The 23,354-nt window shown below is 65.2% G+C and carries 20 protein-coding genes; 12 read left to right on the forward strand and 8 right to left on the reverse strand.

The genetic code is table 11. The annotated features are described in order from the left end of the window. Nucleotides 1–14 precede the first annotated feature (14 nt). The 3 genes from KNW02_RS11470 to KNW02_RS11480 are packed head-to-tail and all read left to right on the forward strand — an operon-like array spanning nt 15 to nt 3,560. Nucleotides 15–1,553, forward strand: a complete 1,539-nt coding sequence (locus KNW02_RS11470; protein WP_216033409.1) for a sugar ABC transporter ATP-binding protein — start codon at nt 15–17, stop codon at nt 1,551–1,553. Next, nucleotides 1,546–2,547, forward strand: a complete 1,002-nt coding sequence (locus KNW02_RS11475) for an ABC transporter permease (protein ID WP_216033410.1) — start codon at nt 1,546–1,548, stop codon at nt 2,545–2,547. The genes KNW02_RS11470 and KNW02_RS11475 overlap by 8 nt, the downstream gene beginning before the upstream one ends. A 17-nt stretch (nt 2,548–2,564) precedes the next feature. Then, the gene (locus tag KNW02_RS11480) at nt 2,565–3,560 is read left to right on the forward strand and encodes an aldo/keto reductase (protein ID WP_216033411.1); all 996 of its coding nucleotides are present in this window, start codon (nt 2,565–2,567) and stop codon (nt 3,558–3,560) included. Nucleotides 3,561–3,583: 23 nt separating this feature from the next. Here the strand turns inward: KNW02_RS11480 and KNW02_RS11485 are convergent, their stop codons facing one another. Then, nucleotides 3,584–4,681: a Hint domain-containing protein gene (locus tag KNW02_RS11485; RefSeq protein WP_216033412.1), complete on the reverse strand. Its 1,098-nt coding sequence runs from the start codon at nt 4,679–4,681 to the stop codon at nt 3,584–3,586. A gap of 329 nt (nt 4,682–5,010) precedes the next feature. Here KNW02_RS11485 and KNW02_RS11490 point away from each other — a divergent pair, with 329 nt between their 5' ends. The 3 genes from KNW02_RS11490 to KNW02_RS11500 all read left to right on the forward strand — a co-directional run bounded on the left by KNW02_RS11490 (nt 5,011) and on the right by KNW02_RS11500 (nt 6,774). Further along, nucleotides 5,011–5,937 (forward strand): VaFE repeat-containing surface-anchored protein, encoded by a 927-nt coding sequence (locus KNW02_RS11490; RefSeq protein ID WP_216033413.1) that lies wholly within the window; start codon nt 5,011–5,013, stop codon nt 5,935–5,937. Between the two features lie 184 nt (nt 5,938–6,121). Continuing rightward, complete coding sequence (locus tag KNW02_RS11495) at nt 6,122–6,367, forward strand: AbrB/MazE/SpoVT family DNA-binding domain-containing protein (RefSeq protein WP_216033414.1); 246 nt, start codon at nt 6,122–6,124, stop codon at nt 6,365–6,367. After that, nucleotides 6,364–6,774, forward strand: coding sequence for a type II toxin-antitoxin system VapC family toxin (locus tag KNW02_RS11500; RefSeq protein ID WP_216033415.1), 411 nt, complete (start codon nt 6,364–6,366; stop codon nt 6,772–6,774). Before KNW02_RS11495 ends, KNW02_RS11500 begins: the two co-directional genes overlap by 4 nt. Nucleotides 6,775–6,866: 92 nt before the next feature. Here the strand turns inward: KNW02_RS11500 and KNW02_RS11505 are convergent, their stop codons facing one another. Genes KNW02_RS11505 through KNW02_RS11525 form a run of 5 tightly spaced genes read right to left on the reverse strand, consistent with a single transcriptional unit; the run spans nt 6,867 to nt 13,053 of the window. After that, nucleotides 6,867–8,642: an ATP-binding protein gene (locus tag KNW02_RS11505; RefSeq protein ID WP_216033416.1), complete on the reverse strand. Its 1,776-nt coding sequence runs from the start codon at nt 8,640–8,642 to the stop codon at nt 6,867–6,869. Next, complete coding sequence (locus tag KNW02_RS11510) at nt 8,639–10,201, reverse strand: 5-oxoprolinase subunit B/C family protein (RefSeq protein ID WP_216033417.1); 1,563 nt, start codon at nt 10,199–10,201, stop codon at nt 8,639–8,641. Before KNW02_RS11510 ends, KNW02_RS11505 begins: the two co-directional genes overlap by 4 nt. A gap of 1 nt (nt 10,202) precedes the next feature. Continuing rightward, a complete protein-coding gene (locus KNW02_RS11515; RefSeq protein ID WP_216033418.1) occupies nt 10,203–10,994 on the reverse strand; it encodes a putative hydro-lyase in 792 nt (263 codons plus the stop codon). Beyond that, on the reverse strand, nt 10,991–11,764 hold the full coding sequence (locus tag KNW02_RS11520) for a LamB/YcsF family protein (RefSeq protein ID WP_216033419.1): 774 nt from the start codon (nt 11,762–11,764) through the stop codon (nt 10,991–10,993). Before KNW02_RS11520 ends, KNW02_RS11515 begins: the two co-directional genes overlap by 4 nt. Nucleotides 11,765–11,817: 53 nt before the next feature. Further along, entirely contained in the window at nt 11,818–13,053 is a 1,236-nt protein-coding gene (locus KNW02_RS11525; protein ID WP_216033420.1) for an NRAMP family divalent metal transporter, read from the reverse strand. 262 nt (nt 13,054–13,315) lie between these two features. Between KNW02_RS11525 and KNW02_RS11530 the strand changes: the two genes are divergently transcribed. The 6 genes from KNW02_RS11530 (at nt 13,316) to KNW02_RS11555 (ending at nt 19,437) form a co-directional block, all read left to right on the forward strand. Further along, nucleotides 13,316–13,981 (forward strand): GntR family transcriptional regulator, encoded by a 666-nt coding sequence (locus KNW02_RS11530; protein WP_216033421.1) that lies wholly within the window; start codon nt 13,316–13,318, stop codon nt 13,979–13,981. A 175-nt stretch (nt 13,982–14,156) separates the two neighbouring features. Next, entirely contained in the window at nt 14,157–15,758 is a 1,602-nt protein-coding gene (locus tag KNW02_RS11535) for an ABC transporter substrate-binding protein (protein ID WP_216033422.1), read from the forward strand. 72 nt (nt 15,759–15,830) lie between these two features. Beyond that, nucleotides 15,831–16,838, forward strand: a complete 1,008-nt coding sequence (locus KNW02_RS11540) for an ABC transporter permease subunit (RefSeq protein WP_216033423.1) — start codon at nt 15,831–15,833, stop codon at nt 16,836–16,838. After that, the gene (locus KNW02_RS11545) at nt 16,835–17,752 is read left to right on the forward strand and encodes an ABC transporter permease subunit (protein ID WP_216033424.1); all 918 of its coding nucleotides are present in this window, start codon (nt 16,835–16,837) and stop codon (nt 17,750–17,752) included. The genes KNW02_RS11540 and KNW02_RS11545 overlap by 4 nt, the downstream gene beginning before the upstream one ends. Before the next feature lie 3 nt (nt 17,753–17,755). Further along, nucleotides 17,756–18,595 (forward strand): ABC transporter ATP-binding protein, encoded by an 840-nt coding sequence (locus KNW02_RS11550; RefSeq protein ID WP_216033425.1) that lies wholly within the window; start codon nt 17,756–17,758, stop codon nt 18,593–18,595. Next, complete coding sequence (locus tag KNW02_RS11555; RefSeq protein WP_216033426.1) at nt 18,592–19,437, forward strand: ATP-binding cassette domain-containing protein; 846 nt, start codon at nt 18,592–18,594, stop codon at nt 19,435–19,437. Before KNW02_RS11550 ends, KNW02_RS11555 begins: the two co-directional genes overlap by 4 nt. A 5-nt stretch (nt 19,438–19,442) precedes the next feature. On the opposite strand, the gene KNW02_RS11560 is transcribed toward KNW02_RS11555, so the two are convergent. Further along, nucleotides 19,443–19,847: a hypothetical protein gene (locus KNW02_RS11560; RefSeq protein WP_216033427.1), complete on the reverse strand. Its 405-nt coding sequence runs from the start codon at nt 19,845–19,847 to the stop codon at nt 19,443–19,445. A gap of 70 nt (nt 19,848–19,917) precedes the next feature. Continuing rightward, nucleotides 19,918–23,271, reverse strand: a complete 3,354-nt coding sequence (locus tag KNW02_RS21165) for a M10 family metallopeptidase C-terminal domain-containing protein (RefSeq protein ID WP_216033428.1) — start codon at nt 23,269–23,271, stop codon at nt 19,918–19,920. Nucleotides 23,272–23,354 lie beyond the last annotated feature (83 nt).

Here is a 23,354-nt window from a genome sequence, read left to right on the forward strand (position 1 = left end):
ACCGCCGGCGATCCATGACCCAGCCCGAGCCGATCCTGAAACTGTCTGACATCTGCAAGAGCTTTGGTTCGATCAAGGTTCTGCACTCGGTCGATTTCGAGCTGAGGAAAGGCGAAATCCATGCGCTTGCCGGGGAAAACGGCGCCGGGAAATCGACCCTGATGAACATCATCGGCGGGGTTCTTGCGCCCACGTCCGGCGAAATCATGCTGAAGGGCAAGCCGATCAGCATCGCCAGCCCGCTGGAGGCGCAGGACAACGGCATCGCGCTGGTGCATCAGGAAATCGCGCTTTGTCCCGATGTTTCGGTGGCCGAGAACGTGATGATGTCGACCATCGGCCGCAGCCGGTCGATCTTCGTCAATCACGGCGAGATCAGGAAAGAGGCGGCGCAAACCCTTGGCAAGCTGACGACGATTTCGCCCGATGCCCGCCTCGGCAGCCTGTCGATCTCGAACCAGCAGCTGGTCGAGATTTCGCGCGCCCTTGCGCTGGATTGCGAAATTCTCATTCTGGACGAGCCGACCGCCGCGCTGACGCAATCCGAGGCCGAGTCGCTGTTCGTGTTGCTGCGTCAATTGCGCGATCAGGGCGTCGCGATCATCTATATCAGCCACCGCATGTCCGAGATCTACAAGCTGTGCGACCGGATCACGGTCTTGCGCGATGGCCGCCATATTTCCACCGACAGGGTCGCCGACGTGACCCCGGACGAGGTGGTCCACAAGCTGGTGGGCCGCAGGCTCGAGGCGCTTTATCCGCCGAAATCCGCCACCGCAGACGGCCCGGTGCTGATGCAGGTCGCGCGCCTGTCCGATGCCGCCATGGTCCATGATGTCAGCTTCAGCCTCAGGCGGGGCGAGGTGATGGGCCTTGCCGGTCTGATCGGATCGGGGCGCTCGGAACTTCTGCAGCTGATCTGCGGGCTGAGGGCGCGCAGTTCCGGCACGGTGACCCTCGCCGACGGCACGGATTTCGCGCCGCGCAGCTATTCCAACGCGGTGGCCAAGGGCGTGGTCTGCCTTTCCGAGGACCGCAAGATGAACGGTGTCTTTCTGGACCTCAGCATCGCCCAGAACATCTCGTCCATGCGGATTTCGCAGGTCAGCAACCGTTACGGTTTTGTCAGCCAGCGCAAGGAAAACGATCAGGCCATGGTCCTTGGCCGCCGGCTGAACATCAAGGCCGCCAGCGTCCTGCAGAACGTCTCGGAACTCAGCGGCGGCAACCAGCAGAAGGTGGCGATCGCGCGCCTGCTGTCGATCGCGCCGCGGATCATCTTTCTGGATGAGCCGACGCGCGGCATCGATGTCGGCGCCAAGGCCGAGATCCACCAACTTCTGCGGCAACTCGCGGATGATGGCATCGGCATTCTGGTCGTCTCGTCCGAGTTGAGCGAGGTTCTGGGCCTCTGCGACCGGGTTCTGGTCCTGTCCGAGGGGCGGCAGGCGGGAATGCTGGCGGGCCCGGATCTGACCGAGGACAATCTGGTTCGTCTTGCCGCCGGCGCGGCGCAAAAGGAAACTTCGTCGAATGAGGCGATCCATGGCTGATCAGGGCGCGATAGATTCGGATGGGGTCAAGCCGCCGAAAGGGTTTCTGGACTGGCTGAAGCGGCTGCTGAGGATCCGCGAGGGCATGCTGCTGATGATCCTCGTCGTGTCCTTCATCATCATGAGCTTTGCCTCGGAACATTTCCTGACCTGGGGCAACATGCGCGCCGTGCTGCTGTCCTTCTCGACCGAGGGGATCGTGGTCGTCGGCATGACCATGCTGATCATCGTCGGCGGGATCGACCTGTCGGTCGGGGCGGCGATGTGTCTGGCGATGGTGGTGGCGGGCAAGCTGTTCCTGATCGGCATGAACCCCTGGCTGGCCAGCCTGTTCGGCGTCGGCGCGACGGCGCTGGCGGGGTTCGTGATGGGAATGTTCGTCACCCGCGTCGGGCTGAGCTTCTTCATCACCAGCCTGGCGTTCTTCGGCCTGCTGCGCGGCATCGGCTTCATCATCACCGAAGGGACGCCGCTGTCGCTGTTCACCCTGCCGCCGTCCTTCAAATATATCGGCCAGGGCAATTTCTACGGCGTGCCGGTGGTCATCATCATCTTTTTCGTGGTGGCCGTGATCGGGGATATCCTGCTGCGCAAGGCCAGTGCCTTTCGCAAGGTGATCTATGTCGGCAGCAACGAACACGCGGCCAATTATGCCGGGATCAATGTGCGCAACGTGCGACTGTGGACGACGGTCCTGTGTTCGTCGCTGGCCGGGTTCGCGGGGATCATGTTCATGGCGCGCCTCGGCGTTGCGACGCCGACCTTCGGCATCGGCAGCGAGTTGAACATCATTGCCGCCGCAGTGATCGGCGGCGCCTCGCTGAACGGCGGCAAGGGCTCGGTTCTGGGGGCGATCCTCGGCATCGCGCTGCTGTCGCTGGTCACAAGCTCGATGATCCTGCTCGATATCTCGATCTTCTGGCAGGACACCATCCGCAGCCTGATCCTTCTGGCTGCCGTATCCATCGACCATCTGGTCAACAAGCATCGCTAAACCGGCGGAGGGCAATCATGCTGAGACGTGAAATCGGGGCGACGGGGATCACCTGTTCCGCCATAGGTCTGGGCACATGGGCCATTGGCGGCGCGATGTGGGGCGGGTCGGACGATGCCGCCTCGCGCGCGGCCATCGCGGCTTCGATCGATGCCGGGACCGACCTGATCGACACCGCGCCGGGCTACGGTCTGGGCCATGCCGAAAGCCTGATCGGCGAGGTCATCAGGGGCCGGCGCGACAGGGTCGTGATCGCGACCAAATGCGGGCTGAACTGGCATCACGCAAGGGGGACGCCGTTCTTCGAGCAATATGGCAAGCAGGTGTATCGCTATCTTGGGACCGAGGGGGTCGCCCACGAGGTCGAGGAAAGTCTGCGTCGCCTGGCAACGGATTACATCGATATCTACATCACCCACTGGCCGGATTCCACGACCCCCATCGACGAGACGCTGGAGGCGCTGAACCGCCTGAAACGCGATGGCAAGATCCGCGCCATCGGGGCCTCGAACCTGCAACCGGACGATCTGGATCGGTACCTGGCCTTGGGCGGGCTCGATTGCATCCAGGAACGGTTCTCGATGATCGATCGCGGCATCGAGGCCGAGATCCTGCCGAGCATCAAGGGCAGGGCCGTGTCGACGATCAGCTATTCACCGCTGGGCATGGGGCTTCTGACCGGCAAGATCACCCCCGACCGGGAATTTCCGGGCGACGACATCCGCAAGGACGATCCACGGTTCTCCATCAATATCCGCATGGCGGTCGCGAATTTCGCGCATGATCTTCGGGATCTGACCACGGATCGCGGGGTCACCCTCTCGCAGCTGATCGTCGCCTGGACCCTGCAGCAACCGCAGATCGACTTCGTTCTCTGCGGTGCGCGCAAGGCCGGCCATGCCAGCGAGAATGCGCAGGCGGGCAGGATCGCGCTTGGCGCGAACGATCTCGCCCGCATCGACGCGGCGGCCGACAGACACCTGCGGCGGCATTTTCAGGCTGCGTCCGGGTGAGTTGATCCGTTCACCCGCGCGGGTCAGGCAAGGTCGACGTGGCTGCTCAGATGCGAGCGGACCAGTTCGTCAATGACGCGGCGGCGTTCGATCATCGGCGCCACGGGCGGATAGTCGAAGCCGTCGCACAGCAGTTTCGGAAAAATGGTCCGCAACTCGTCCCGTGCTTCAGTGGACAGACTGCCCAGGAACTCCCGGCCGAGATACAGTGATTCGGTCCATGTGCCGTTGCTTTGCACCAGGCTGTGCCGGTCCAGCAGCAGGTGATAATAGGTGAAGGGCGATCCACCTTCGTAGAAATGAACGCCCGGTACTCCGACCAGCTTGACGGCGGGAACCAGGACATGCTCCGCCTCGGTCAGTTCCGCCACGATGTGCGATGCAAGCCGGACCCGGTGCTGGCGCGAGACCATCAGATCGTCCGTCGGCACATTGTGTCCAAGGCTGCCCGCCGTCAGGATCACCGGGCGCAATTCCGGAATGGCGGCCAGCGCCTCGGGGGTCACGGTCTGCGATCCGATCCATCGGACCGGCAGCGGCGGCCCGGAACGGGTGTTCACGAGATCGCCGACCGTCAGATCCTCGACCCTGCGGGGACCATCGGGCGTCTGGATCAGCGTGCCGTTGCAGAAACAGGGTGCCGGAAGAGTATTGTAGGTGATCGAGGTGGGCTGCCCTCGGGAGACTACTCTCAGGGAGGAGCCGGCCGGCGGCGCCGCGCCGTCCTTCCAGATATAGAAATAGGTCGGACTGGTGACCCCTGCGCTGTTTGTGCCAAGCGTTCCCGTATAGACGGTGTATGCGGTCCCCGTGGCATTGTCCCGAAACACGATCTGCCCGGTGGTGGTGATCTGGGTCCCCGCCGCGTAGGCGACGCCGTTGATCGTCGCGGGCAGGGTCAATGTCTGCTGGAACAGATCGCCTTCTATGAACTCGCTGTCGTTATCGGTGACGGTGACCGCTTCTGCCGAGCCACCGTTATAGGTATAGACCTGATCGGTGGTGACGTTCGGCAAGCCGTTGCTGGCTTCGTTGATCGTGGCGCCCGGATTGGTCCCGCCCGACTGCCAGGTGAACAGGCCGGTGGCATCGATCAGACCTCCGAATTCAAAGTCAGGCATCCTGAATCAGCCCTCTCAACCCGATGACATTGGCAACTGCCGCAAAAGATGTTCCGCCTGTCCGGTCGTGGCCCAGATATGGACAGCCGTCTCACCCAAGGCGCCAGTATGGCGCGGTTCCCGATTTTCGGAAAGACCTGACCTCGGGGAACCTGCCAGTGCGGTGCGGCCTGTCCTGAGCAGATTTCCTCCTGAAAAGCGGTATTTCGCCGGATCGGGTGGCGCGGCCGTTCACTTCTCCACTTCTGCCCCGGTGAAACATTGATCGCTGGTCGGCGGGAGGGTAGTGGACGGGCAACATCACCGACAGCAATACAAAGGACAGCATCATGACGCTGAACACCACCACCATGTCGCGCGCGCTCTGCGGCACCTCGCTGGCTCTGGTTCTGGCCGGCTCGGTCCTGATCCCGCACGCCCCGGCATATGCCGCCGATCCCGCTTCCATCACCGCCACGGTTCTGGATGTCGAGGACGACAACCGCTTCTTCATGCGCACCGGAGGCACGGCGCGCGGCGACGTGGCCTATGAGGGGCTGACGCCGGGCGAGGATTACACCCTTGCCGCCCAACTCCATCACGTCGGCGAGGACAAGGCGGTGGGAGATCCGGTCTTTACCGGATTCACCCCCGAAGCGGCGTCGGGACAGACCAGCGTCGAGTTGCCGGTGCCGACGAACCGCACGCAATACAATATCGACTATGCGGTCTACCTGACGCTCTACAAGGGCAAGGTCGATCAGCAGAGCGCCGGCGAGGCCGCCGCGCTTGCGGAAATCCGCGACACGGAAAGCCCCGACCACGTCATACAGGTTCATGCAATCCAGGCCATCGCCGTGACCGCCGCCGACGCAGCCGACGGCGATAACCGTCTGCCCGCCGAGGGCGGGGTGATCCGCGCCAGCGTCGATCACGAGAACCTTGTCGCAGGCTATCACTATACCCTCTGGGGAGAGCTTCTTAAGCCCAGCGGGCAATCCACCGGCATCTATGCGGCGATCCCCGATTATGTGCCCGAGGCGATGAACGGTCAGGTGACGATGGAGTTCGCGGTGCCGGAGGGGTTCGAGGGCATCTCGCTGGTTCCCTCGGTCGGGCTTTATCACAAGTCGCGGGTCGAACTGCCGCAGGACGGCCGGCTGACGGTGCTGCCGGATGTGCCGAACCCGGTGATGATCGCCTCGGACCCCAATCTCGACCGGGCCGACAAGACCATCGCCATCGGCGTGTTGTTCGAGGAACAGGACGACAACTGATCGGGTCAGGCCCACCGGGTGCTGAGACGGGGGCAGGTGCTGGCATTTTCGGCCGGTCGCCTCCCCGCATTTCCGGGGCGGCGATGGCTTTCCGCGCCCCGCACCCGGCAATCGCCGGGACATTGAAGATTCAATGCGAATATGCCATATGTAATGCGATGTATGATTACGCATTGAGGTCATCATGTCGCAATCGACGATCACCGTGAAAGGGCAGACGACGCTGCCCAAGGCTGTCCGGCAGGCGCTGTCGCTGTCGCCGGGGGATCAGTTGCGCTATGTCATCCTCGATGACGGGCAGGTGCGGCTGCTGCGGACAAGGCCGGTCTCGGATCTGGCGGGCATGCTGCGGCGGGACCGGCAGGCGGCGGTGTCGCTGGACGAGATGGAGGCGGCGATTGCCGCCGGGGCGCGGGACGATGGGGCGTGACCGGTCTGGATACGAATGTTCTGGTCCGTTACCTGACCCAGGACGATCCGGCACAGGCGGCGCTGGCGGCCGAGGCGATTTCGGCGCTGACCGAGGACCGGCCCGGCTGGATCGCCCGCGAAGTCATGGTCGAGACGGTCTGGGTGCTGGAGCGCGCTTACCGGTTGTCGCGCCGCGATATTGCCGATGCGATCGACGGGCTGCTGGCCGCGCGTGAACTGGCGGTCGAAGAGGCCGACCGCGTCGGCCTCGCGGCACAGCGCTGGCGCGAGGGTGGCGCGGGCTTTGCCGATCAGATGATCGCGCTGGCGGGGCAGGGCGCGGGCTGCCGCGAGACACTGACATTCGACGTGAAGGCCGCCGCAATTCCGGGCATGGCTTTGCTGGGCGCGGGTCGACAGGGCTGACCCTCCCCCGGCAGAATCCGCCGCCGGGGTTTTCACTGGGCTGACGAAGGGGTGCCTTCAGCCGTCAATCGGCCCGCACCCTCGCCGTTGGATCACTCCACCCTGGCTATGACCTCGCCCATGCCTACGATGCTGCCGGCCTCGCGCCTGTGCGACAGCTTGCCGGCGCGGTGCGCCTCGACGCGGGTTTCCATCTTCATCGCCTCGATCACGGCGATGACCTGGCCGGCCTCGACCTCTGTGCCATCCCCGGCCTGCCAGATCGACAGCGTGCCGGGCACCGGCGCGGTCACACCGGCCTCATCGGCGGGTTCATCGGGCGCTGCCATCTGGGCCGGACCGCCGCCCGACGGGATCGCCGCCAGCAGGTTGGTGGGCAGGCCCAACTCGTGCCGCTTGCCGTCGATCTCGACCGCGATGCGCATGAGACCCGGCGTGGCCGAGGCCGCCACGCGGGCATGAGGCTCCAGCGCCCGGGCCAGATCATCCGCGAAATCGGTCTCGATCCAGCGCGTATGGACGCGGAAATCGCCATGCTCGGCACGGAAATCCGGCTGCGCCAGAACCGCCCGGTCAAAGGGCAGGACCGAGGCCACGCCGCCGATCTCGAATTCGCGCAGGGCGCGGGTGGCGCGCTCCAGCGCCTCGGCCCGCGTCGCGCCCGAGATGATCAGCTTGGCCATCAGCGAATCAAAGCTGCCCGGCACGACCGATCCCTGCGCCACGCCGCTATCCACGCGGATGCCGGGGCCCGAGGGCGCCTGCCAATGCTCGATCGGGCCGGGCGTGGGCAGAAAGCCGCGCGCCGGGTCCTCGGCATTGATGCGGAACTCGATCGAATGGCCGCGCGGGGCGGGCACGGTCTCATCCGCCAGCCTTGCCCCCTGCGCCACCCGGATCATGCCGCGCACAAGGTCGATGCCGGTGGTTTCCTCGGTCACCGGATGTTCGACCTGTAACCGCGTGTTCACCTCAAGGAAGGAAATCGTGCCATTCGCGGACAGCAGGTATTCGACCGTGCCGGCGCCGCTGTAGCCGGCATGGGCGCAGATCCGGCGGGCGGAATCGTGGATGCGCTCGCGCTGCTCGTCGGTCAGGAAGGGGGCCGGGGCCTCCTCGATCAGCTTCTGGTTGCGGCGCTGGAGCGAGCAGTCGCGGGTGCCGATCACCTTCACATTGCCATGCCGGTCGGCCAGCACCTGCGCCTCGACATGGCGCGGGCGGTCGAGGAACTGCTCGATGAAGCATTCGCCCCGGCCAAAGGCGGCCAGCGCCTCGCGGGTGGCGCTTTCGAACAGTTCCTCGACCTCTTCCAGCCGCCAGGCGACCTTCATGCCGCGCCCGCCGCCGCCAAAGGCGGCCTTGATGGCGATGGGCAGCCCGTGTTCGCGGGCGAAGGCCAGCGCGGCGGCCGGGGTTTCGACCGGGCCGGGGGTGCCGGCGACCAGTGGCGCGCCGACCGCCTCGGCGATGTGGCGGGCCTCGATCTTGTCGCCAAGCGCCTCGATCACCTTGGGGTCGGGGCCGATCCAGATCAGCCCGGCCTCCTGCACGGCGGCGGCGAAATCGGCGCGTTCGGACAGGAAGCCATAGCCCGGATGGATCGCGTCGGCCTGTGCCTTGCGGGCGATGTCTATAATTTTGGAGGAGTCCAGATAGGTGTCGGCGGGCCGGTCGCCGCCAAGCGCATAGGCGTGGTCCGCCATGCGCACGAAGATCGCGTCGCGGTCGCTGTCGGCATAGATGGCGACCGTCTCGATCCCTTCATCGCGGCAGGCGCGGATCACGCGCACGGCGATTTCGCTGCGGTTCGCGATCAGCAGGCGGCGGATTGGGCGAAGGTCGGCGGAGTCGGCAAACAGGGTCATGCGGGCCTCGCGGGTTCGATGGGTTCAAAGGGCGCCTCGGCGGCAAAGCGGATGCGGGCGCCGGGCGGGATCTGCCCGGCGAGGTCCAGCGCCTCGGGGCGCAGCGTGGCGATGACCGGATAGCCGCCGGTCAGCGGGTGATCGGCCAGAAACAGCACCGGCTGGCCGGAATGCGGGATCTGGATCGCGCCGGTTTCGGTCCCTTCCGAGGGCAGTTCGCGCGTATCCTCGCGGGTGACCGGGTTCTCGCCCTCCAGCCGGATGCCGACGCGCGAGCTTTTCGGTGTCACCAGCCATTCCTGGGTCAGGAAATGGCGGATCGTCTCGGGCGTGAACCAGTCCGCGCGGGGGCCAAGCGTGACCGGCAGTTCAACCAGATCGCCGGGTCCGGGCAGATCGGGCTGCGCCTCGGGTTCGCCCGCCGCGATCACGGGACGGCCGGCCGGGGCGATCACATCGCCCGCTTTCAGCGCCTCCGGCCCGATGAAGGCCAGCGTATCGGTCGCGGCGGAGCCCAGCACGGGCGAGACATCAAAGCCGCCGCGCAGCGCCAGATAGCTGCGCATCCCCGACCCTGACGGCGCGATCAGCACCTCGTCGCCCGCATCCAGCGCAAAACCCGCGCCTGTCGGGACCGGCTGGCCGCCGATGCTGGCCTGCGCGGCGCCGGTCAGGGCCAGCACCATCGGGCAATCTGTCCGCAGCCGCACCGGGCCAAGGGTGATTTCCAGCGCCGCCGCGTTCGAGGGGTTACCGACCGCGCGGTTGGCGCGGCGCAGCGCGCCGATATCCATCGCGCCCGAGCCGGAAACCCCTTGCCCGGTCTGGCCCGGCCGCCCCTCATCCTGAAAGATGATGGGAAATGCCGTGGCAAGGATGCGCAGCCCCTCGGCGGCGGCCGGTCGCGGGGCGGTTGTCGCGGCCACGGGGTGGACCTTTGCCCCCCGGGCCACGAAACGGCAGCGCATGCCGGGCTGCAACAGCGCGGGCGGATCGCGGCCAAGGTCCCACATCGGCACCTCGGTCCGGCCCAGCAATTGCCAGCCGCCCGGCGTCTCCTGCGGGTAGACGCCGCAGAAGCGGCCCGCCAGCGCCACCGAGCCCGCCGGGATGCGCGTGCGCGGAGAGGATCGGCGCGGCAGATCGAAACGTGGATCGTCGCCCGACATATAGGCAAATCCGGGCGCGAAGCCGCAAAAGGCCACCTGCCATGTCGCGCCCTGATGGGCCTCGATCACCTCGGCCTCGGTCAGGCCCATCAGCTTTGCTACCTCGGGCAGGTCCTCGCCGTCATAGGTGACGGGCAGCTCGACGGTTTCGCCGGACCGGGCGTCGGGCAGGGTGCCCGGCGCGGGCTGCCGGGCAAGGATTGCGCCGGCCAGCGCCGCATCCGCGAAGGTGCCCACTTCGGTGCGGATCATCAGCGTCCGGGCGGCGGGGATGATATCGCTGATGCCGGGCACAGGATCGGCCCGCATGGCATCGAACAGCGCCAGCGTCTGTTCCAGATCGTCAAGCTCGACCAGCAGGCTGCGGCGGGAAATCGGCAGAAAACGCATGTCACACCTGCCAGTTCGTGTCGGGAATATCGGTGATGAACATATGACCCGGCGCATGGGTGATCGCGAAGGGCGGCCGGGAGGCCATCAGCGCCGCTTGCGGGGTCACGCCGCAGGCCCAGAAGACCGGCACCTCGCCCGGGCGGATATCGACCGGATCGCCGAAATCGGGGCGCATGAGGTCGCGGATGCCCAGCCCCTCGGGCGCGCTGATATGGACCGGGGCGCCATGCACGGCCGGGGTGCGCCCCGAGATCGTCACCGCCTCGGCCACACGCCCGGCGGGGATGGGCCGCATCGAGACCACGAGCTTGCCGTGCAGCCGCCCGGCGGGGCGACAGTCGCGATCGGTCAGGAACATCGGCACATTGCGGCCCTGCGCGATGTGGCGCATCTCGATTCCGGCCTGTTGCAGCGGCGTCTCGAAGGTGAAGGAACAGCCGATCAGGAATGTGACCAGATCGGGATGCTCGGCCCAGGCGGCGGTCGCGTCGGGGGTTTCCTCGGCCAGTTTTCCATCGCGCCAGACCCGGTAAAGCGGGATATCGGTGCGCAGATCGGCATCGGGCGCCAGCGCGCTGCGATGGCTGCCGGGATCGGTCACGTCCAGCACCGGGCAGGGTTTCGGGTTGCGCTGCGCGTAAAGCAGAAAATCCCAGGCCCAGTCCCGCGGTAGCGAGATCATGTTGCATTGGGTGAAACCCGGGGCCATGCCCGCGGTTGGTCGCGGCGCGTCCCGCCGGCAGGCCAGGCGGGCGATGTGGGCGCTGCCGATATCAGGACGCCTGTTCATGGCTGCCCAGCGGTAAAAGGCGCGATCAGGACGCCATGGCCGCGCAGCCTGTCGCGCACGCCTGCGGCGATCGCGACCGCGCCGGGGCTGTCGCCATGGACGCAGATGCTGTCAGCCTGCAGGCGCAGGGCCGAGCCATCGGCGGCCTCGATCACGCCTTCGGTCGCAAGGCGCAGCATCCGTTCCGCGATCAGCTTGGGATCATGCAGGACGGCGCCGGCTTCGCGGCGCGACACCAGCTCGCCCCCGGCGGTATAGGCGCGGTCGGCGAAGGCCTCGGCCACGGTGCTCAGTCCCGCCGCAGCGGCCTGCGCCAGGATCGGTGCACCCGCCAGCCCCATCAGCACCAGCGAGGGGTCGATGGCGCGGATCGCCTCGATCACGGCGGCGCCCTGTTTGGCGTCGCGCGCGATGGTGTTGTAAAGCGCGCCATGCGGCTTGACATAGCTGACCCGCGTTCCTGCCGCCGCGCAGATGCCCTGAAGCGCGCCGATCTGATAGATCACGTCGGCGGTCAGTTCGGCCGGGGCGACATCCATAGGGCGGCGGCCGAAACCGACCCGGTCGGGATATGAGACATGCGCCCCGATGGCCACGCCGCGTTCCGCGGCGGCGCGCACCGTGTCAAGGATGGTCAGCGGATCGCCGGCATGAAAGCCGCAGGCGACATTGGCCGAGCTGACGATATCCAGCATGGTGGTGTCGTCGCCCATCTTCCAGGCGCCATATCCCTCGCCCAGATCACTGTTCAGGTCGATGCTGCAAGTCATGAAATCCTCCCTCGGGTCGGGGGCGGGCCCGAAGGCCCGCACCGCTTTCGTGCCTAGCCTTGCAGGAACGCGAAGATCCCGCCGATCGAATTTGCGCCCATATACCAAGTCAGCGCGCAGACGATCGCGGCGGCGATCAGCAGCGGCCGGTTGTAGCGATGGCCCCCCATCAGGTCGGGGCGGGCGAAGCCGACATAGGTAAAGATCGTCAGGCCAATGGGCAGGATCAAGCCGTTGAAACCACCGACAAAGATCAGCAGCGCCGCCGGCGCCGTCCCGAGCGAGACATAGACCAGCAGCGACACCGTGATGAACCCGACCGTGGCGATGCTGCGGCTGCGGTCGGTCATCTTGCCGAAGGCGCTGAAGAAGCTGACCGAGGTATAGGCCGCGCCGATCACCGAGGTCAGCGCCGCCGCCCACAACACCACGCCAAAGATGCGCATGCCCCAGTCGCCCAGCACGGCCGCGAAGGCCTGCGCGGCGGGGTTGGCGACCTGGCTGGACAGGTCCAGCGTCACGCCCGAGGCGACGACGCCCAGGATGGCCAGAAACAGCAGAAAGCGCATGATCCCGGTCACGACGATCCCGCTGAGCGAGGCGCGGGTGACGGCGGCGAGGTTTTCCTCTCCGACCAGACCCTTGTCCAGCAGGCGATGCGCGCCGGAATAGGTGATATAGCCGCCGACGGTGCCGCCGACGATGGTGGTGATGGTCGGGAAATCGATCACGTCGGGCAGCACCGACTGGCGCAGGGCCTCGCCCACCGGCGGGTTCGAGGACAGCGCCACGATCACCACCATGCCGATCATCAGCACGCCCAGCCCGATGATTGCGCGGTCCAGCAGCAGACCGGCGCGCCGCGACAGGAAGATCGCGATGGCCAGCAGCGCCGAGGCCGCGCCGCCGATCTTGGGGTCCAGCCCGAACATCGCGTTCAGGCCCAGCCCGGCGCCGGCGATATTGCCGACATTGAAGGCCAGCCCGCCGATGATCACCAGCACCGCCAGCAGATAGCCCGCACCGGGGATCGCCGCATTGGCGGTGGCCGACGCGTTGCTGCGGGTCAGCGCCGTGATCCGCCAGATGTTCAGCTGAACCACGAAATCGATCACGATCGAGGCAAGGATCGCGAAGGCAAAGGCCGAGCCGAGCGTGGCGGTGAAAGTGGCCGTCTGGGTGATGAAGCCCGGTCCGACCGCGGATGTGGCCATGAGGAAGATCGCCGCCAGGAAACCGCCGCGGGCTGCGGCGTTGCCCGTCGGAGAGGTCGAGATGGATTCAGCCATCGGTTAACGCTCCTGTCGGATTGATTTTCTTGTTGGTCACCGGATTGTGACGTATTGCCCGACGTTACGTCAACTATTATCTGGCAATACTGTAATTATTGTTCAACAATCATTATTTACTGTTGAGATATAAGAGAAATCTGGTTGCCTTAACACTGCGTTCTGATCCCTGATGCTATGGTGGATACAGGGGCTTGCGACAGGTTCACGCAACGAATCACGGCCCGGAAACTGGTGTCGACTGGTCAGGACGCGGCGGAAGATGAGCATTGAAAAGCGGATATTCGACAGCCCGGACAGCCTGACCGAACAGACGGCCGGGGCATTGCGCGAGATGATCATCGGGGGCGAGTTCGCCCCGGGCCATCGCCTGTCGGAGGCACAGCTTGCCGAGCGGCTGGACGTATCCCGCAATACACTTCGTGAGGTGTTCCGCCTGCTGACGCGCGAGGGGCTTTTGCAGCACAAGCCCAATCGCGGGGTTTTCGTGGCGGTCCCGTCGATGGCCTCGATCCTCGACATCTACCGGATCCGCCGCCTGATCGAGATCCCGGCGCTGTCCGGCGCCTGGCCGCGGCACGAGGCGGTCGCCCGGATGCGGCAGGCGGTGGAACGCGCGCAGACGCTGGCGGCCGCGGGCGACTGGCGCGGCGTCGGCAGCGCGAACATGGATTTCCACGGCGCCATCATCGCGCTGACCGACAGTCCGCGCCTGCTCATCTTCTTCACCCAGATTGCGGCGGAACTGCGCCTCGCCTTCGGCCTGCTGGACAATCCGGAACTGCTGCATCAGCCCTTCATCGCCAGAAACCGGACCATCGTCGACCGGCTGGAACAGGGGCACGGCACCGCCGCCGCGACTCTGCTGCAGGACTATCTGATGGAATCCGAGCGCGTGGTCCTGGCCGCCTTTGCCCGCCGGGCCTGACGGCCTTTTTCGGCGCCGGGTCAGGCCGGACGGCCTCCCCCTCGGGGCTTTTCCTTGATCTCCATTGCAGGCCCGGTGTTTTCCTGCCACCCTTTCGGCCTGTACCACAAACGCCGGAATCCCGATGGGTCCGGACGATAAAATGACGACAACAGAGAGTAAGAGGACCAACCCCATGAAACTGCTTTCCCACAGCCTGCTGGCCGTTTCGGCGCTGGCGATCAGCGCCTTCGCGGCAGAAGCCAAGACATTCGTCTATTGCTCGGAAGCCTCGCCCGAAGGGTTCGACCCCGCGCCCTACACCGCCGGCGGCACCTTCGACGCCTCGGCCCATCCGGTCTATAACCGGCTGACCGAGTTCAAGAAGGGCACGACCGAGGTCGAGCCGGGCCTGGCCGAAAGCTGGGAAGTGTCCGAGGACGGAACCGAATACACCTTCAAGCTGCGTCAGGGCGTGAAATTCCATTCCAATGACAGCTTCACCCCGACCCGCGACTTCAACGCCGATGACGTCATCTTCTCGTTCCAGCGTCAGGGTCAGGCCGATCACCCGTGGCATCAGTACATCCCGGGGGTCAGCTATGAATACTATACCTCGATGTCGATGCCGGAACTGGTGAAGTCGATCGAGAAGATTGACGACTATACCGTCAAGATCACGCTGAACTCGCCCGAGGCGCCCTTCCTGGCCAATATCGCCATGCCCTTCGCCTCGATCGTGTCCAAGGAATATGCCGATACGCTGGAAGCGGCGGGCACGATGGAGGACCTGAACAACGCGCCGATCGGCACCGGGCCGTTCAAGTTCGTGGCCTATCAGAAGGACGCGGTGATCCGCTATCAGAAGAACGCCGATTACTGGGGCACGGCGCCGCTGATCGACGATCTGGTCTTTGCTATCACCCCGGATGCCGCCGTGCGCCTGCAGAAGCTGAAGGCCGGCGAATGCCATCTGATGCCCTATCCGGCGCCCGCCGATATCGAGGCGATCCGCGCCGACGGCAATCTGAAGCTGGACGAACAGGCCGGTCTGAACGTGGGCTATCTGGCCTATAACACCACCGTCGCGCCCTTCGACAATCCCAAGGTCCGCAAGGCGCTGAACATGGCGATCAACAAGCAGGCGATCGTCGATGCGGTGTTCCAGGGCGCGGCCGAGCCGGCCAAGAACCCGATTCCGCCGACCATGTGGTCCTATAACGACGCGATCGCGGACGATCCTTATGATCCCGAGGCCGCCAAGGCGATGCTGGCGGAAGAGGGCGTGTCCGATCTGGCCATGCAGATCTGGGCGATGCCGGTGCAGCGACCCTATATGCCGAACGCACGCCGCACGGCCGAACTGATGCAGGAAGACCTGTCCAAGGTCGGCGTCAATGTCGAGATCATATCCTATGAATGGGGCGAATATCTGGCCAAGTCGATGGAATCGGGGCGCGAAGGCGCCGTGATCCTGGGCTGGACCGGCGACAACGGCGATCCCGACAACTTCCTGCAGGTGCTGCTGTCCTGCGACAGCGCCGGCGAGGGCGGGGCAAACCGTGCCTTCTGGTGCAACGAGGAATTCTCGCAGCTTCTGAAGGACGCCAAGGTGACCGCCGATCCGGCCGAGCGGACCGCGCTTTATGAGCAGGCGCAGGTGATCTTCAAGGATCAGGCGCCCTGGTACACCATCGCCCATTCGACCCAATATGTGCCGATGGCCGCCAATGTCTCTGGCTTCGTGATGAGCCCCCTAGGCGATTTCACCTTCGAGACCGTCGATATCGCCGAGTGATCGGGTGCGATCGAACCGAAACCGGGCGCGCGGAGGCAGGTTCTCCGCGCGTTCTTCAAAGGACAAGGGCATATGGTCCGCTTCATCCTTTCCAAGCTTCTGTTCCTGATTCCGACATTTCTGGGCATCACCATCATCGCCTTCGGCCTGGTGCGGATCCTTCCGGGCGATCCGGTTCTGCTGATGGCGGGCGAGCGCGGTGTGACGCCGGAACGGCATGCGGAACTGACCGCCCAGCTTGGTTATGACAAGTCGCTGCCGATGCAGTATCTCGATTTCCTCGGACGGCTTCTGCAGGGCGATTTCGGCAATTCGCTGGTCACGAAAAAACCTGTGCTGGATGAGTTTCTGGCCCTGTTTCCGGCCACGCTGGAACTGGGACTGTGCGCCATCATCATCGCCACGCTGATCGGCGTGCCCGTGGGCGTGCTGGCGGCCATCAAGCGCGGCAGCTGGTTCGACCAGATCTCGATGACCACGGCGCTGGTCGGGTTTTCGATGCCGATCTTCTGGTGGGGGCTGCTGCTGATCATCTTCTTCTCGGGGATGCTGGGTTGGACTCCGGTCAGCGGGCGCATCAGCCTCATGTACTATTTCCCCAATGCGACCGGCTTCATGCTGATCGACAGCCTGCTGTCCGGACAGGAGGGCGCGTTCGGATCGGCGGTCAGCCATCTGATCCTGCCCTCGATCGTGCTGGCGACGATCCCGCTGGCCGTGATCGCCCGTCAGACGCGATCCGCCATGCTGGAGGTGATGGGCGAGGATTATGTCCGCACCGCCCGCGCCAAGGGCATGCCGCAGCGCCGGGTGATCGGGGTGCATGCGCTGCGCAATGCGATGATCCCGGTCGTCACCACCATCGGCCTGCAGATCGGCGTGCTGATGGCCGGCGCCATCCTGACCGAGACGATCTTTTCCTGGCCAGGTATCGGCAAATGGATGATCGATTCCATTTCCCGCCGCGATTATCCGGTGGTCCAGTCCGGCCTGCTGCTGATCGCCGCGCTGGTGATGATGGTGAACCTGCTGGTGGACCTGACCTATGGCCTGATCAATCCGAGGATCCGCGTGAAATGACCGATACACCCGATACCAAGGCGCCGGTCAGACTGTCGGATGCGGCGATCCGCCGCCGCATGCTGGCCGAGTTCTGGTTCTATTTCAGTCAGAACCGGGGGGCCGTGCTTGGTCTGGCCGTGTTCGTCCTGCTGGTTCTGGTCGCGGTCTTCGCATCGATACTGGCCCCCCACAGCCCGACGATGCAGTATCGCGACGCCCTGCTGGTGCCGCCGATCTGGCAGGAGGGCGGGCGCGCAGGCTTTATCCTCGGCACCGATGCGGTCGGGCGCGACATCCTTTCGCGGCTGATCTTCGGCGCGCAGTATTCGCTGTTCATCGGCATCGTCGTCGTCTCGATTGCGCTGGTCGGCGGGATCGTCATCGGGCTTGTCGCCGGGTTCTTCGGCGGCTGGATCGACAACCTGATCATGCGGATCATGGATATCATCCTGGCCTTCCCCTCGCTGCTTCTGGCGCTGGTGCTGGTCGCCGTGCTGGGGCCGGGGCTGACCAATGCGATGATCGCCATCGCCATCGTCTATCAGCCGCATTTCGCCCGCCTGACCCGTGCCGCCGTAATGAGCGAGATGCGCCGCGAATATGTGACCGCCGCACGGGTCGCCGGGGCCGGCAACCTGCGGCTGATGCTGAAGACCATCCTGCCCAATTGCCTTGCTCCGCTGATCGTTCAGGCGACGCTGTCGTTTTCCTCGGCCGTGCTCGACTCGGCGGCGCTCGGCTTTCTGGGCATGGGCGCACAGCCACCGGCGCCGGAATGGGGCACCATGCTGGCCGAGGCGCGCGAGTTCATCCTGCGCGCCTGGTGGGTCGTGACCTTCCCTGGCCTCGCTATTCTGGTCTCGGTGCTGGCCATCAACCTGATGGGCGACGGCTTGCGCGATGCCCTGGACCCGAAACTGAAGCGGAGTTGACCGATGCCCCTGCTGAACATCCGCAATCTTACGGTCCGCTTCGCCACCGCGACCGGCAGCTTTACCGCCGTTGACGGCATCGACGTTTCCGTGGACCGGGGCGAGGTTCTGGCCATCGTCGGTGAATCGGGGTCCGGAAAGTCGGTGTCGATGCTGGCGGTGATGGGGCTCCTGCCCGACACCGCGACCATCACCGCCGACGAGATGACCTATGACGGGCAGGACATCCGCGACATGTCGCCGGCGCTGCGCCGCAAGCTGATCGGACGCGAGATCACCATGATCTTTCAGGAGCCCATCGCCTCGCTGAACCCGTCCTTCACCGTCGGCTTCCAGATCGAGGAGGTGCTGCGCCTGAACCTGCGCATGTCCCGCGGTCAGGCCCGCGCCCGGGCGCTGGAACTGTTTCAGGCGGTGGGCATTCCCGCGCCCGAGGAAAAGCTGAAGGCCTATCCGCATCAGATGTCGGGCGGCCAGTGTCAGCGGGTGATGATCGCCATTGCGCTTGCCTCCAACCCGCGCCTGCTGATCGCCGATGAGCCGACCACGGCACTGGATGTGACCATCCAGAAGCAGATCCTCGACCTGCTGCTGAAGCTGCAGGATGACTATGACATGGCGCTGATCCTGATCACGCATGACATGGGCGTGGTGGCCGAAACCGCCGACCGGGTCGTCGTGCAATACAAGGGCAAGAAGATGGAGGAGGCCGATGTGCTGAGCCTCTTCGAGGCGCCGAAGCACGCCTATACCCGCGCGCTTCTGTCGGCCCTGCCCGAACATGCCGAGGGGGATCGCCTGCCGACCGTTTCGGACTATTTCGAACAGGAGGCCAGCCGATGACCGCCGTGGTGGAAGGTCGCGCCATCGTTCAGGATTACCACGTCCCCGGTGGCATTCTGGCCAAGGCCAGGACCGTGCGGGCGCTGAAAGGCGTCGATTTCGCTGTCCCGAAAGGCAAGACACTGGCCATCGTCGGTGAAAGCGGCTCGGGTAAATCGACACTGGCGCGGATCATCGCGCTGATCGACGCGCCCTCGGGAGGAGAGTTGCTGCTGGACGGCCTGCCCGTCGATATCGGCAAGCGCCGCCCCGATTCCGCCCTGCGCTCGAAGGTGCAGATGGTGTTCCAGAACCCTTACGGCAGCCTGAACCCGCGCCAGAAGATCGGCAATGTGCTGACCGAGCCGCTGGTCATCAACACCGATACGCCCGCCGCCGAACGCCGCGACCGGGCAGAGGCGATGCTGCAGAAGGTCGGGCTGCTGCCCGAGCATTACAACCGCTATCCGCACATGTTCTCGGGCGGCCAGCGCCAGCGCATCGCCATCGCGCGCGCGCTGATGCTGAACCCGTCGCTTCTGGTGCTGGACGAGCCGGTCTCGGCGCTGGATCTGTCGGTTCAGGCGCAGGTCCTGAACCTGCTGGCGGATCTGCAGGATGAACTGGAACTGACCTATGTCTTCGTCAGTCACGACCTGTCGGTGGTGCGCTATATCGCCGACGAGGTGATGGTGATCTCGAACGGCGAGGCGGTCGAGCAGGGCACGCGCGACCAGATTTTTGCCAACCCGACCCATCCCTATACGCAGCAACTGTTCAACGCGACGCCGGTGACCGATGTCGAGGCCATCCGCCAGCGGGTCGCCCGCCGCCGGATGGCAAGGGAAGCCCGGCCGGCCTGAGCAGGTCAGTACATCACGGTCGCAAGCTCGATCACGACGGGCTGGCCGGGTTCGATCAGCGCGCTGCCCCGCGCCAGCAGCCAGCCATCCTCGCGCTCCAGCTGTGCGACGATCTGTCGCGGGCTGGTCGCTCTGGCGCCGGATGGCAGGTCGAGCGAGAACGCGATGACCTGCGCCTTGCCGGTGCTTTCGATGGTGTCATTCTGCGCGCCGGTGCCGCGCGCCTGCTTCGGCGGCTCGACGCCCTTCAGAAAGACCTTCAGCAGACCCTTGGGAATGGGGGCGCCGTCTGCGAATTCCACGGTCCCGCCGACGGTATTCGTCTGCGCCGCGCCGTGATCGGCGAAGGCGGCAAAGACCACGGTGCCGGCGGCCAGCAGGATCATGCGGCGATCGGTAAGGCGTTTCATCACTCTCTCCGTCGGTGACACGTTGGCGACCGGAATTCGGGGCCACCAACGCGGATGTCCGGGGCGCGGGCTAGCCGATGATATAAAAGTCCTCGGCTGTCAGGTTCAGGCTGGAGCCGAGCCGTGCGAACTGCACCGCCGCCCCCGAACCAGACCCGTCGGCGTCATAGGACAGTCGCCCGCTGTCGGTGTCATAGATGATGCGGTCGTTGGCATCCGCTGCCGTGCCGGCCGAGCTTTTGTGGAAGGCGCCGAAGGACAGCGCACCCTCGGCGCCCGCCTCGGTGAAGATCGCCCGATCCAGCAGGATGATATCGTCGGCCACATTGAAGTCCGCGATCCGGTCGATGTTGCCGTCCCCCAACGCGGTCGAGAAGCGGAAGGAATCCTCGCCCTGGCCGCCGATCAGCCGGTCGGCCGCCAGACCGCCGTCCAGCAGGTCGCTGCCCTGGCCACCGTTCAGCACATCGGACCCGGCAGCGCCCGGAGGCGGCGGAACGTCGGGGAAGTCGACCGAGACGTTCAACTTGTAGGTCGAACCCACCGGCACCGATTCCGACCATCCGGAACCCGGCGCGGTCGGCGACCAGCTGCCTTCGAGGATATAGTAGGTGCCGGTTTCCTCGACCAGGAAGACGGTGCTTGAATCGCGGCCGCTGGTCGAACCCGGATCGCCGCCGCCATCGTCGTTCTGGGCGACGACATTTCCGCCGCTGTCCAGCAGGAGGACCCAGCTGTCATGGACATTGGGGTCCGCAATGCCATCGATGTCGATGGAAAGCACAGTCCCTGCCGCCAGATCAATGCGGTAGTAGCCGCCCAGTCCGTTCCCCGTGGCGTTGACTGTGGTGTGCAGCACCGTGGTCGAATCAAAGATGTCGGGGTCTTCCGCCAGCGAGAAGTTGTTCGACAGATCAAAGGCGGTCGCGATCGAATTGTTGGTCGCATCCGGGCCAAGCGTGACATAGCCGGTGCCCATGCCCGGCGAGGCCGGGCCATCGCCCTGATCGGCGAAGTCGCCAAGCAGGGTGTCGTCGCCGGCCGCGCCCTGCAGACGATCATCGCCGCCCTGTCCGATCAGCACGTTCGCGGCGCGATCCCCGCGCAGACGGTCGTCAAAGCCCGTGCCGGACAGGTTTTCGATCGAGGTGAACCGGTCGCCCGCCAGTGCGTTCCTGGCGAGGCTGAGATTCAGCCCGACGGCCGAATCCGAGTAATCGGCGGTATCGCGGCCGGCGCCGCCGTTCAGGAAGTCGGCGCCCCCGCCACCGGTCAGCGTATCGTCGCCCGCGCCACCCGAAAGCTCGTTGACCAGGGCATCGCCGATCAGCTTGTCATCGTGGAACGAACCGATCGCATTCTCGACCTCGACCAGGATATCATTTCTCAGAGTCGTGCCGCGCCCGACGATCTGGACCGGCCCGGTTCCGTGACCGCCCTGGGCCGAGCCGGTCGCGAGGTTGATGATGACGCCCGAGCTGCTGCCCGAATAGACGACCGTGTCGATCCCGGCGCCGCCGTGCAGATAGTCCTGCTCGGATCCGCCGATCAGCGTGTCATTGCCGCCCTCGCCATAGAGGAGGTCGCCGTCGCGCCCGCCGTCCAGAAGATCATTGCCGTCGCGGCCATTGAAGACATCGCCGCCGCCCTGACCGATGAAGTGGTTGGCCGCCGCGGTCCCGATGAAACGGTCGATCCGGTCGTCGGACCCGATCAGGTTCTCGATGCTGTAGAAGGTGTCGCCGGAAGCCGTGCCGCCGCTGGCGATGTTCAGTTCGAGGTTCACCAGCAGTTGGAAGGGGCTTTCCATGCTGAAATCGACGGTGTCGCTGCCGGCGCCGCCGCGGAACACGTCGATGCCGTCCTGCCCGCGCAGCAGGTCGTCACCCTCGCCGCCGTCCAGCGTATCGTTGCCGGCGCCGCCCATGATCGTGTCGTCGCCCCGGCCGCCATAAAGCGCGTCATTGCCGTCGTCGCTTTCGGTCTGGTCGTCGAGATCGGCGATGTCGATGGTGTTGTTGATATCGCGGCTGGCCAGCGAGTCCCGGCCACCGGTGATCAGGTCGTCGCCGTCGAGGCCGAAGATCGTCTGGCCGCCGGCACCGCCGTCCAGCGTATTGTTGCCCGCGTCCCCGAAGACGATGCCGTCCAGCGCACCGCCGCCGCTGGGCGGGGTTCCGTCGCCGCCGTCAACCGGCCCGGTCGGGGTTCCATCGACATAGATGATGTTTTCGACATTCTCGATCGCGCCAAGATCGAGGCCACTGGTCAGGACGATGACGGTATCATTGCCGCCGTCGGCGTCCTCGTGCACGATATCATCCGCGGAATCGACGAAATAGGTGTCGTCGCCGCCATATCCCGCCATCCGGTCGTTGCCGCCGCGCCCGTCAATGACGTTGTCGCCGTCATTGCCGATGATGATGTCGTCATGGGCGCTGCCGATGCCGTTCTCGATATAATACTCGGTCGGGTCGGCATTGTGCCCGGCAAAGATCGAGACGTTGTTGCTGTGGCCATTGACGCTGGAAAACCGGCCCGCGCGCAGGTCGAGGATCGTGCCGGCGGTCGAGCCCGAGAAGTCTACCGTATCGACGCCGCCGGTGTCGTGGATCACGAAGCCAATATCGTGCTGCATCCCCGAGGCGGTCAGCTGATACCCGTACATGGCGCTGTTGAAGCCGTAGGTGTCGTCGCCGGTGTTCAGGTTGATCGTCTGATAGGTCCGCACGCCGGCGTCATCGACGGTCGAGTAGAACCGGCGGATCACCGCCTCGATATCCGCCATCAGCGGGGTCGAGGCGGACCAGCGGGTATCCTCGCCCACGTCGATGCCGTCGAAATAGGACATGACGCTGTATTGCTGGCGGTCATAGGTCCAGGTCGCGTTGTTCAGGTAGTTGATCTGCACCCCGCCCGGGCCGCTGTAATTGTAGAGGCCGGGGTGGTTCAGGCCGAATTCGTGGCCGAATTCATGGATGAAGGAATCAAACACATAGCCGCCGATATCCGTCAGGTCCGGCTCGGTGTCGTGAAAGCGCTGGCCGATACTGACATAGCGGTTGGCCGAAAAGGCACTTCCGTCGCTGCCTTCGCCGATCTCGGGGCTGACAACCTCGATCCAGTCGGTTGCCGGGTTGAAGGGCCGGTCATCGACGATCTCGAAGACCATCGGCGTGACCGCGGACCACATCTGCAGCGCGCCGATGGCGGCGGCCTTGTAGTCAGGATGATCGTTTAGTTCGGTGACATTGATCACGATCGTCTCGGCCGCGATTTCGGGCGTGATGGAACGCCTCAGCGCGCCGAGATAGTCCAGATAGCCCTCGTAATCCTCGCTCTTGCCGAATGGGTTATCCGGCGTCTGGTCATTGACCCACCATTCTTCACTGGCCAGGTCGTTGGGTTGTGTCGGTGTCGGCATGGCTTGACCCCCTGTTGAACAACCTTTGGTAGTCGAGGCTGCATGGTCCTGTTGCACTCGGGCACGACGGGGCAGAGCTGGGA

It is taken from the genome of Paracoccus marinaquae, from assembly GCF_018860165.1.
GTDB classification, from domain to species: Bacteria; Pseudomonadota; Alphaproteobacteria; order Rhodobacterales; family Rhodobacteraceae; genus Paracoccus; species Paracoccus marinaquae.

Bases quoted from the DNA above. Each gene is read 5' to 3' on its own strand.
- KNW02_RS11470 (WP_216033409.1), top strand. From the start codon at position 15: ATGACCCAGCCCGAGCCGATCCTGAAACTGTCTGACATCTGCAAGAGC.
- KNW02_RS11475 (WP_216033410.1), top strand. From the start codon at position 1,546: ATGGCTGATCAGGGCGCGATAGATTCGGATGGGGTCAAGCCGCCGAAA.
- KNW02_RS11480 (WP_216033411.1), top strand. From the start codon at position 2,565: ATGCTGAGACGTGAAATCGGGGCGACGGGGATCACCTGTTCCGCCATA.
- KNW02_RS11485 (WP_216033412.1), bottom strand. From the start codon at position 4,681: ATGCCTGACTTTGAATTCGGAGGTCTGATCGATGCCACCGGCCTGTTC.
- KNW02_RS11490 (WP_216033413.1), top strand. From the start codon at position 5,011: ATGACGCTGAACACCACCACCATGTCGCGCGCGCTCTGCGGCACCTCG.
- KNW02_RS11495 (WP_216033414.1), top strand. From the start codon at position 6,122: ATGTCGCAATCGACGATCACCGTGAAAGGGCAGACGACGCTGCCCAAG.
- KNW02_RS11505 (WP_216033416.1), bottom strand. From the start codon at position 8,642: ATGACCCTGTTTGCCGACTCCGCCGACCTTCGCCCAATCCGCCGCCTG.
- KNW02_RS11510 (WP_216033417.1), bottom strand. From the start codon at position 10,201: ATGCGTTTTCTGCCGATTTCCCGCCGCAGCCTGCTGGTCGAGCTTGAC.
- KNW02_RS11515 (WP_216033418.1), bottom strand. From the start codon at position 10,994: ATGAACAGGCGTCCTGATATCGGCAGCGCCCACATCGCCCGCCTGGCC.
- KNW02_RS11520 (WP_216033419.1), bottom strand. From the start codon at position 11,764: ATGACTTGCAGCATCGACCTGAACAGTGATCTGGGCGAGGGATATGGC.
- KNW02_RS11525 (WP_216033420.1), bottom strand. From the start codon at position 13,053: ATGGCTGAATCCATCTCGACCTCTCCGACGGGCAACGCCGCAGCCCGC.
- KNW02_RS11530 (WP_216033421.1), top strand. From the start codon at position 13,316: ATGAGCATTGAAAAGCGGATATTCGACAGCCCGGACAGCCTGACCGAA.
- KNW02_RS11535 (WP_216033422.1), top strand. From the start codon at position 14,157: ATGAAACTGCTTTCCCACAGCCTGCTGGCCGTTTCGGCGCTGGCGATC.
- KNW02_RS11540 (WP_216033423.1), top strand. From the start codon at position 15,831: ATGGTCCGCTTCATCCTTTCCAAGCTTCTGTTCCTGATTCCGACATTT.
- KNW02_RS11545 (WP_216033424.1), top strand. From the start codon at position 16,835: ATGACCGATACACCCGATACCAAGGCGCCGGTCAGACTGTCGGATGCG.
- KNW02_RS11550 (WP_216033425.1), top strand. From the start codon at position 17,756: ATGCCCCTGCTGAACATCCGCAATCTTACGGTCCGCTTCGCCACCGCG.
- KNW02_RS11555 (WP_216033426.1), top strand. From the start codon at position 18,592: ATGACCGCCGTGGTGGAAGGTCGCGCCATCGTTCAGGATTACCACGTC.
- KNW02_RS11560 (WP_216033427.1), bottom strand. From the start codon at position 19,847: ATGAAACGCCTTACCGATCGCCGCATGATCCTGCTGGCCGCCGGCACC.
- KNW02_RS21165 (WP_216033428.1), bottom strand. From the start codon at position 23,271: ATGCCGACACCGACACAACCCAACGACCTGGCCAGTGAAGAATGGTGG.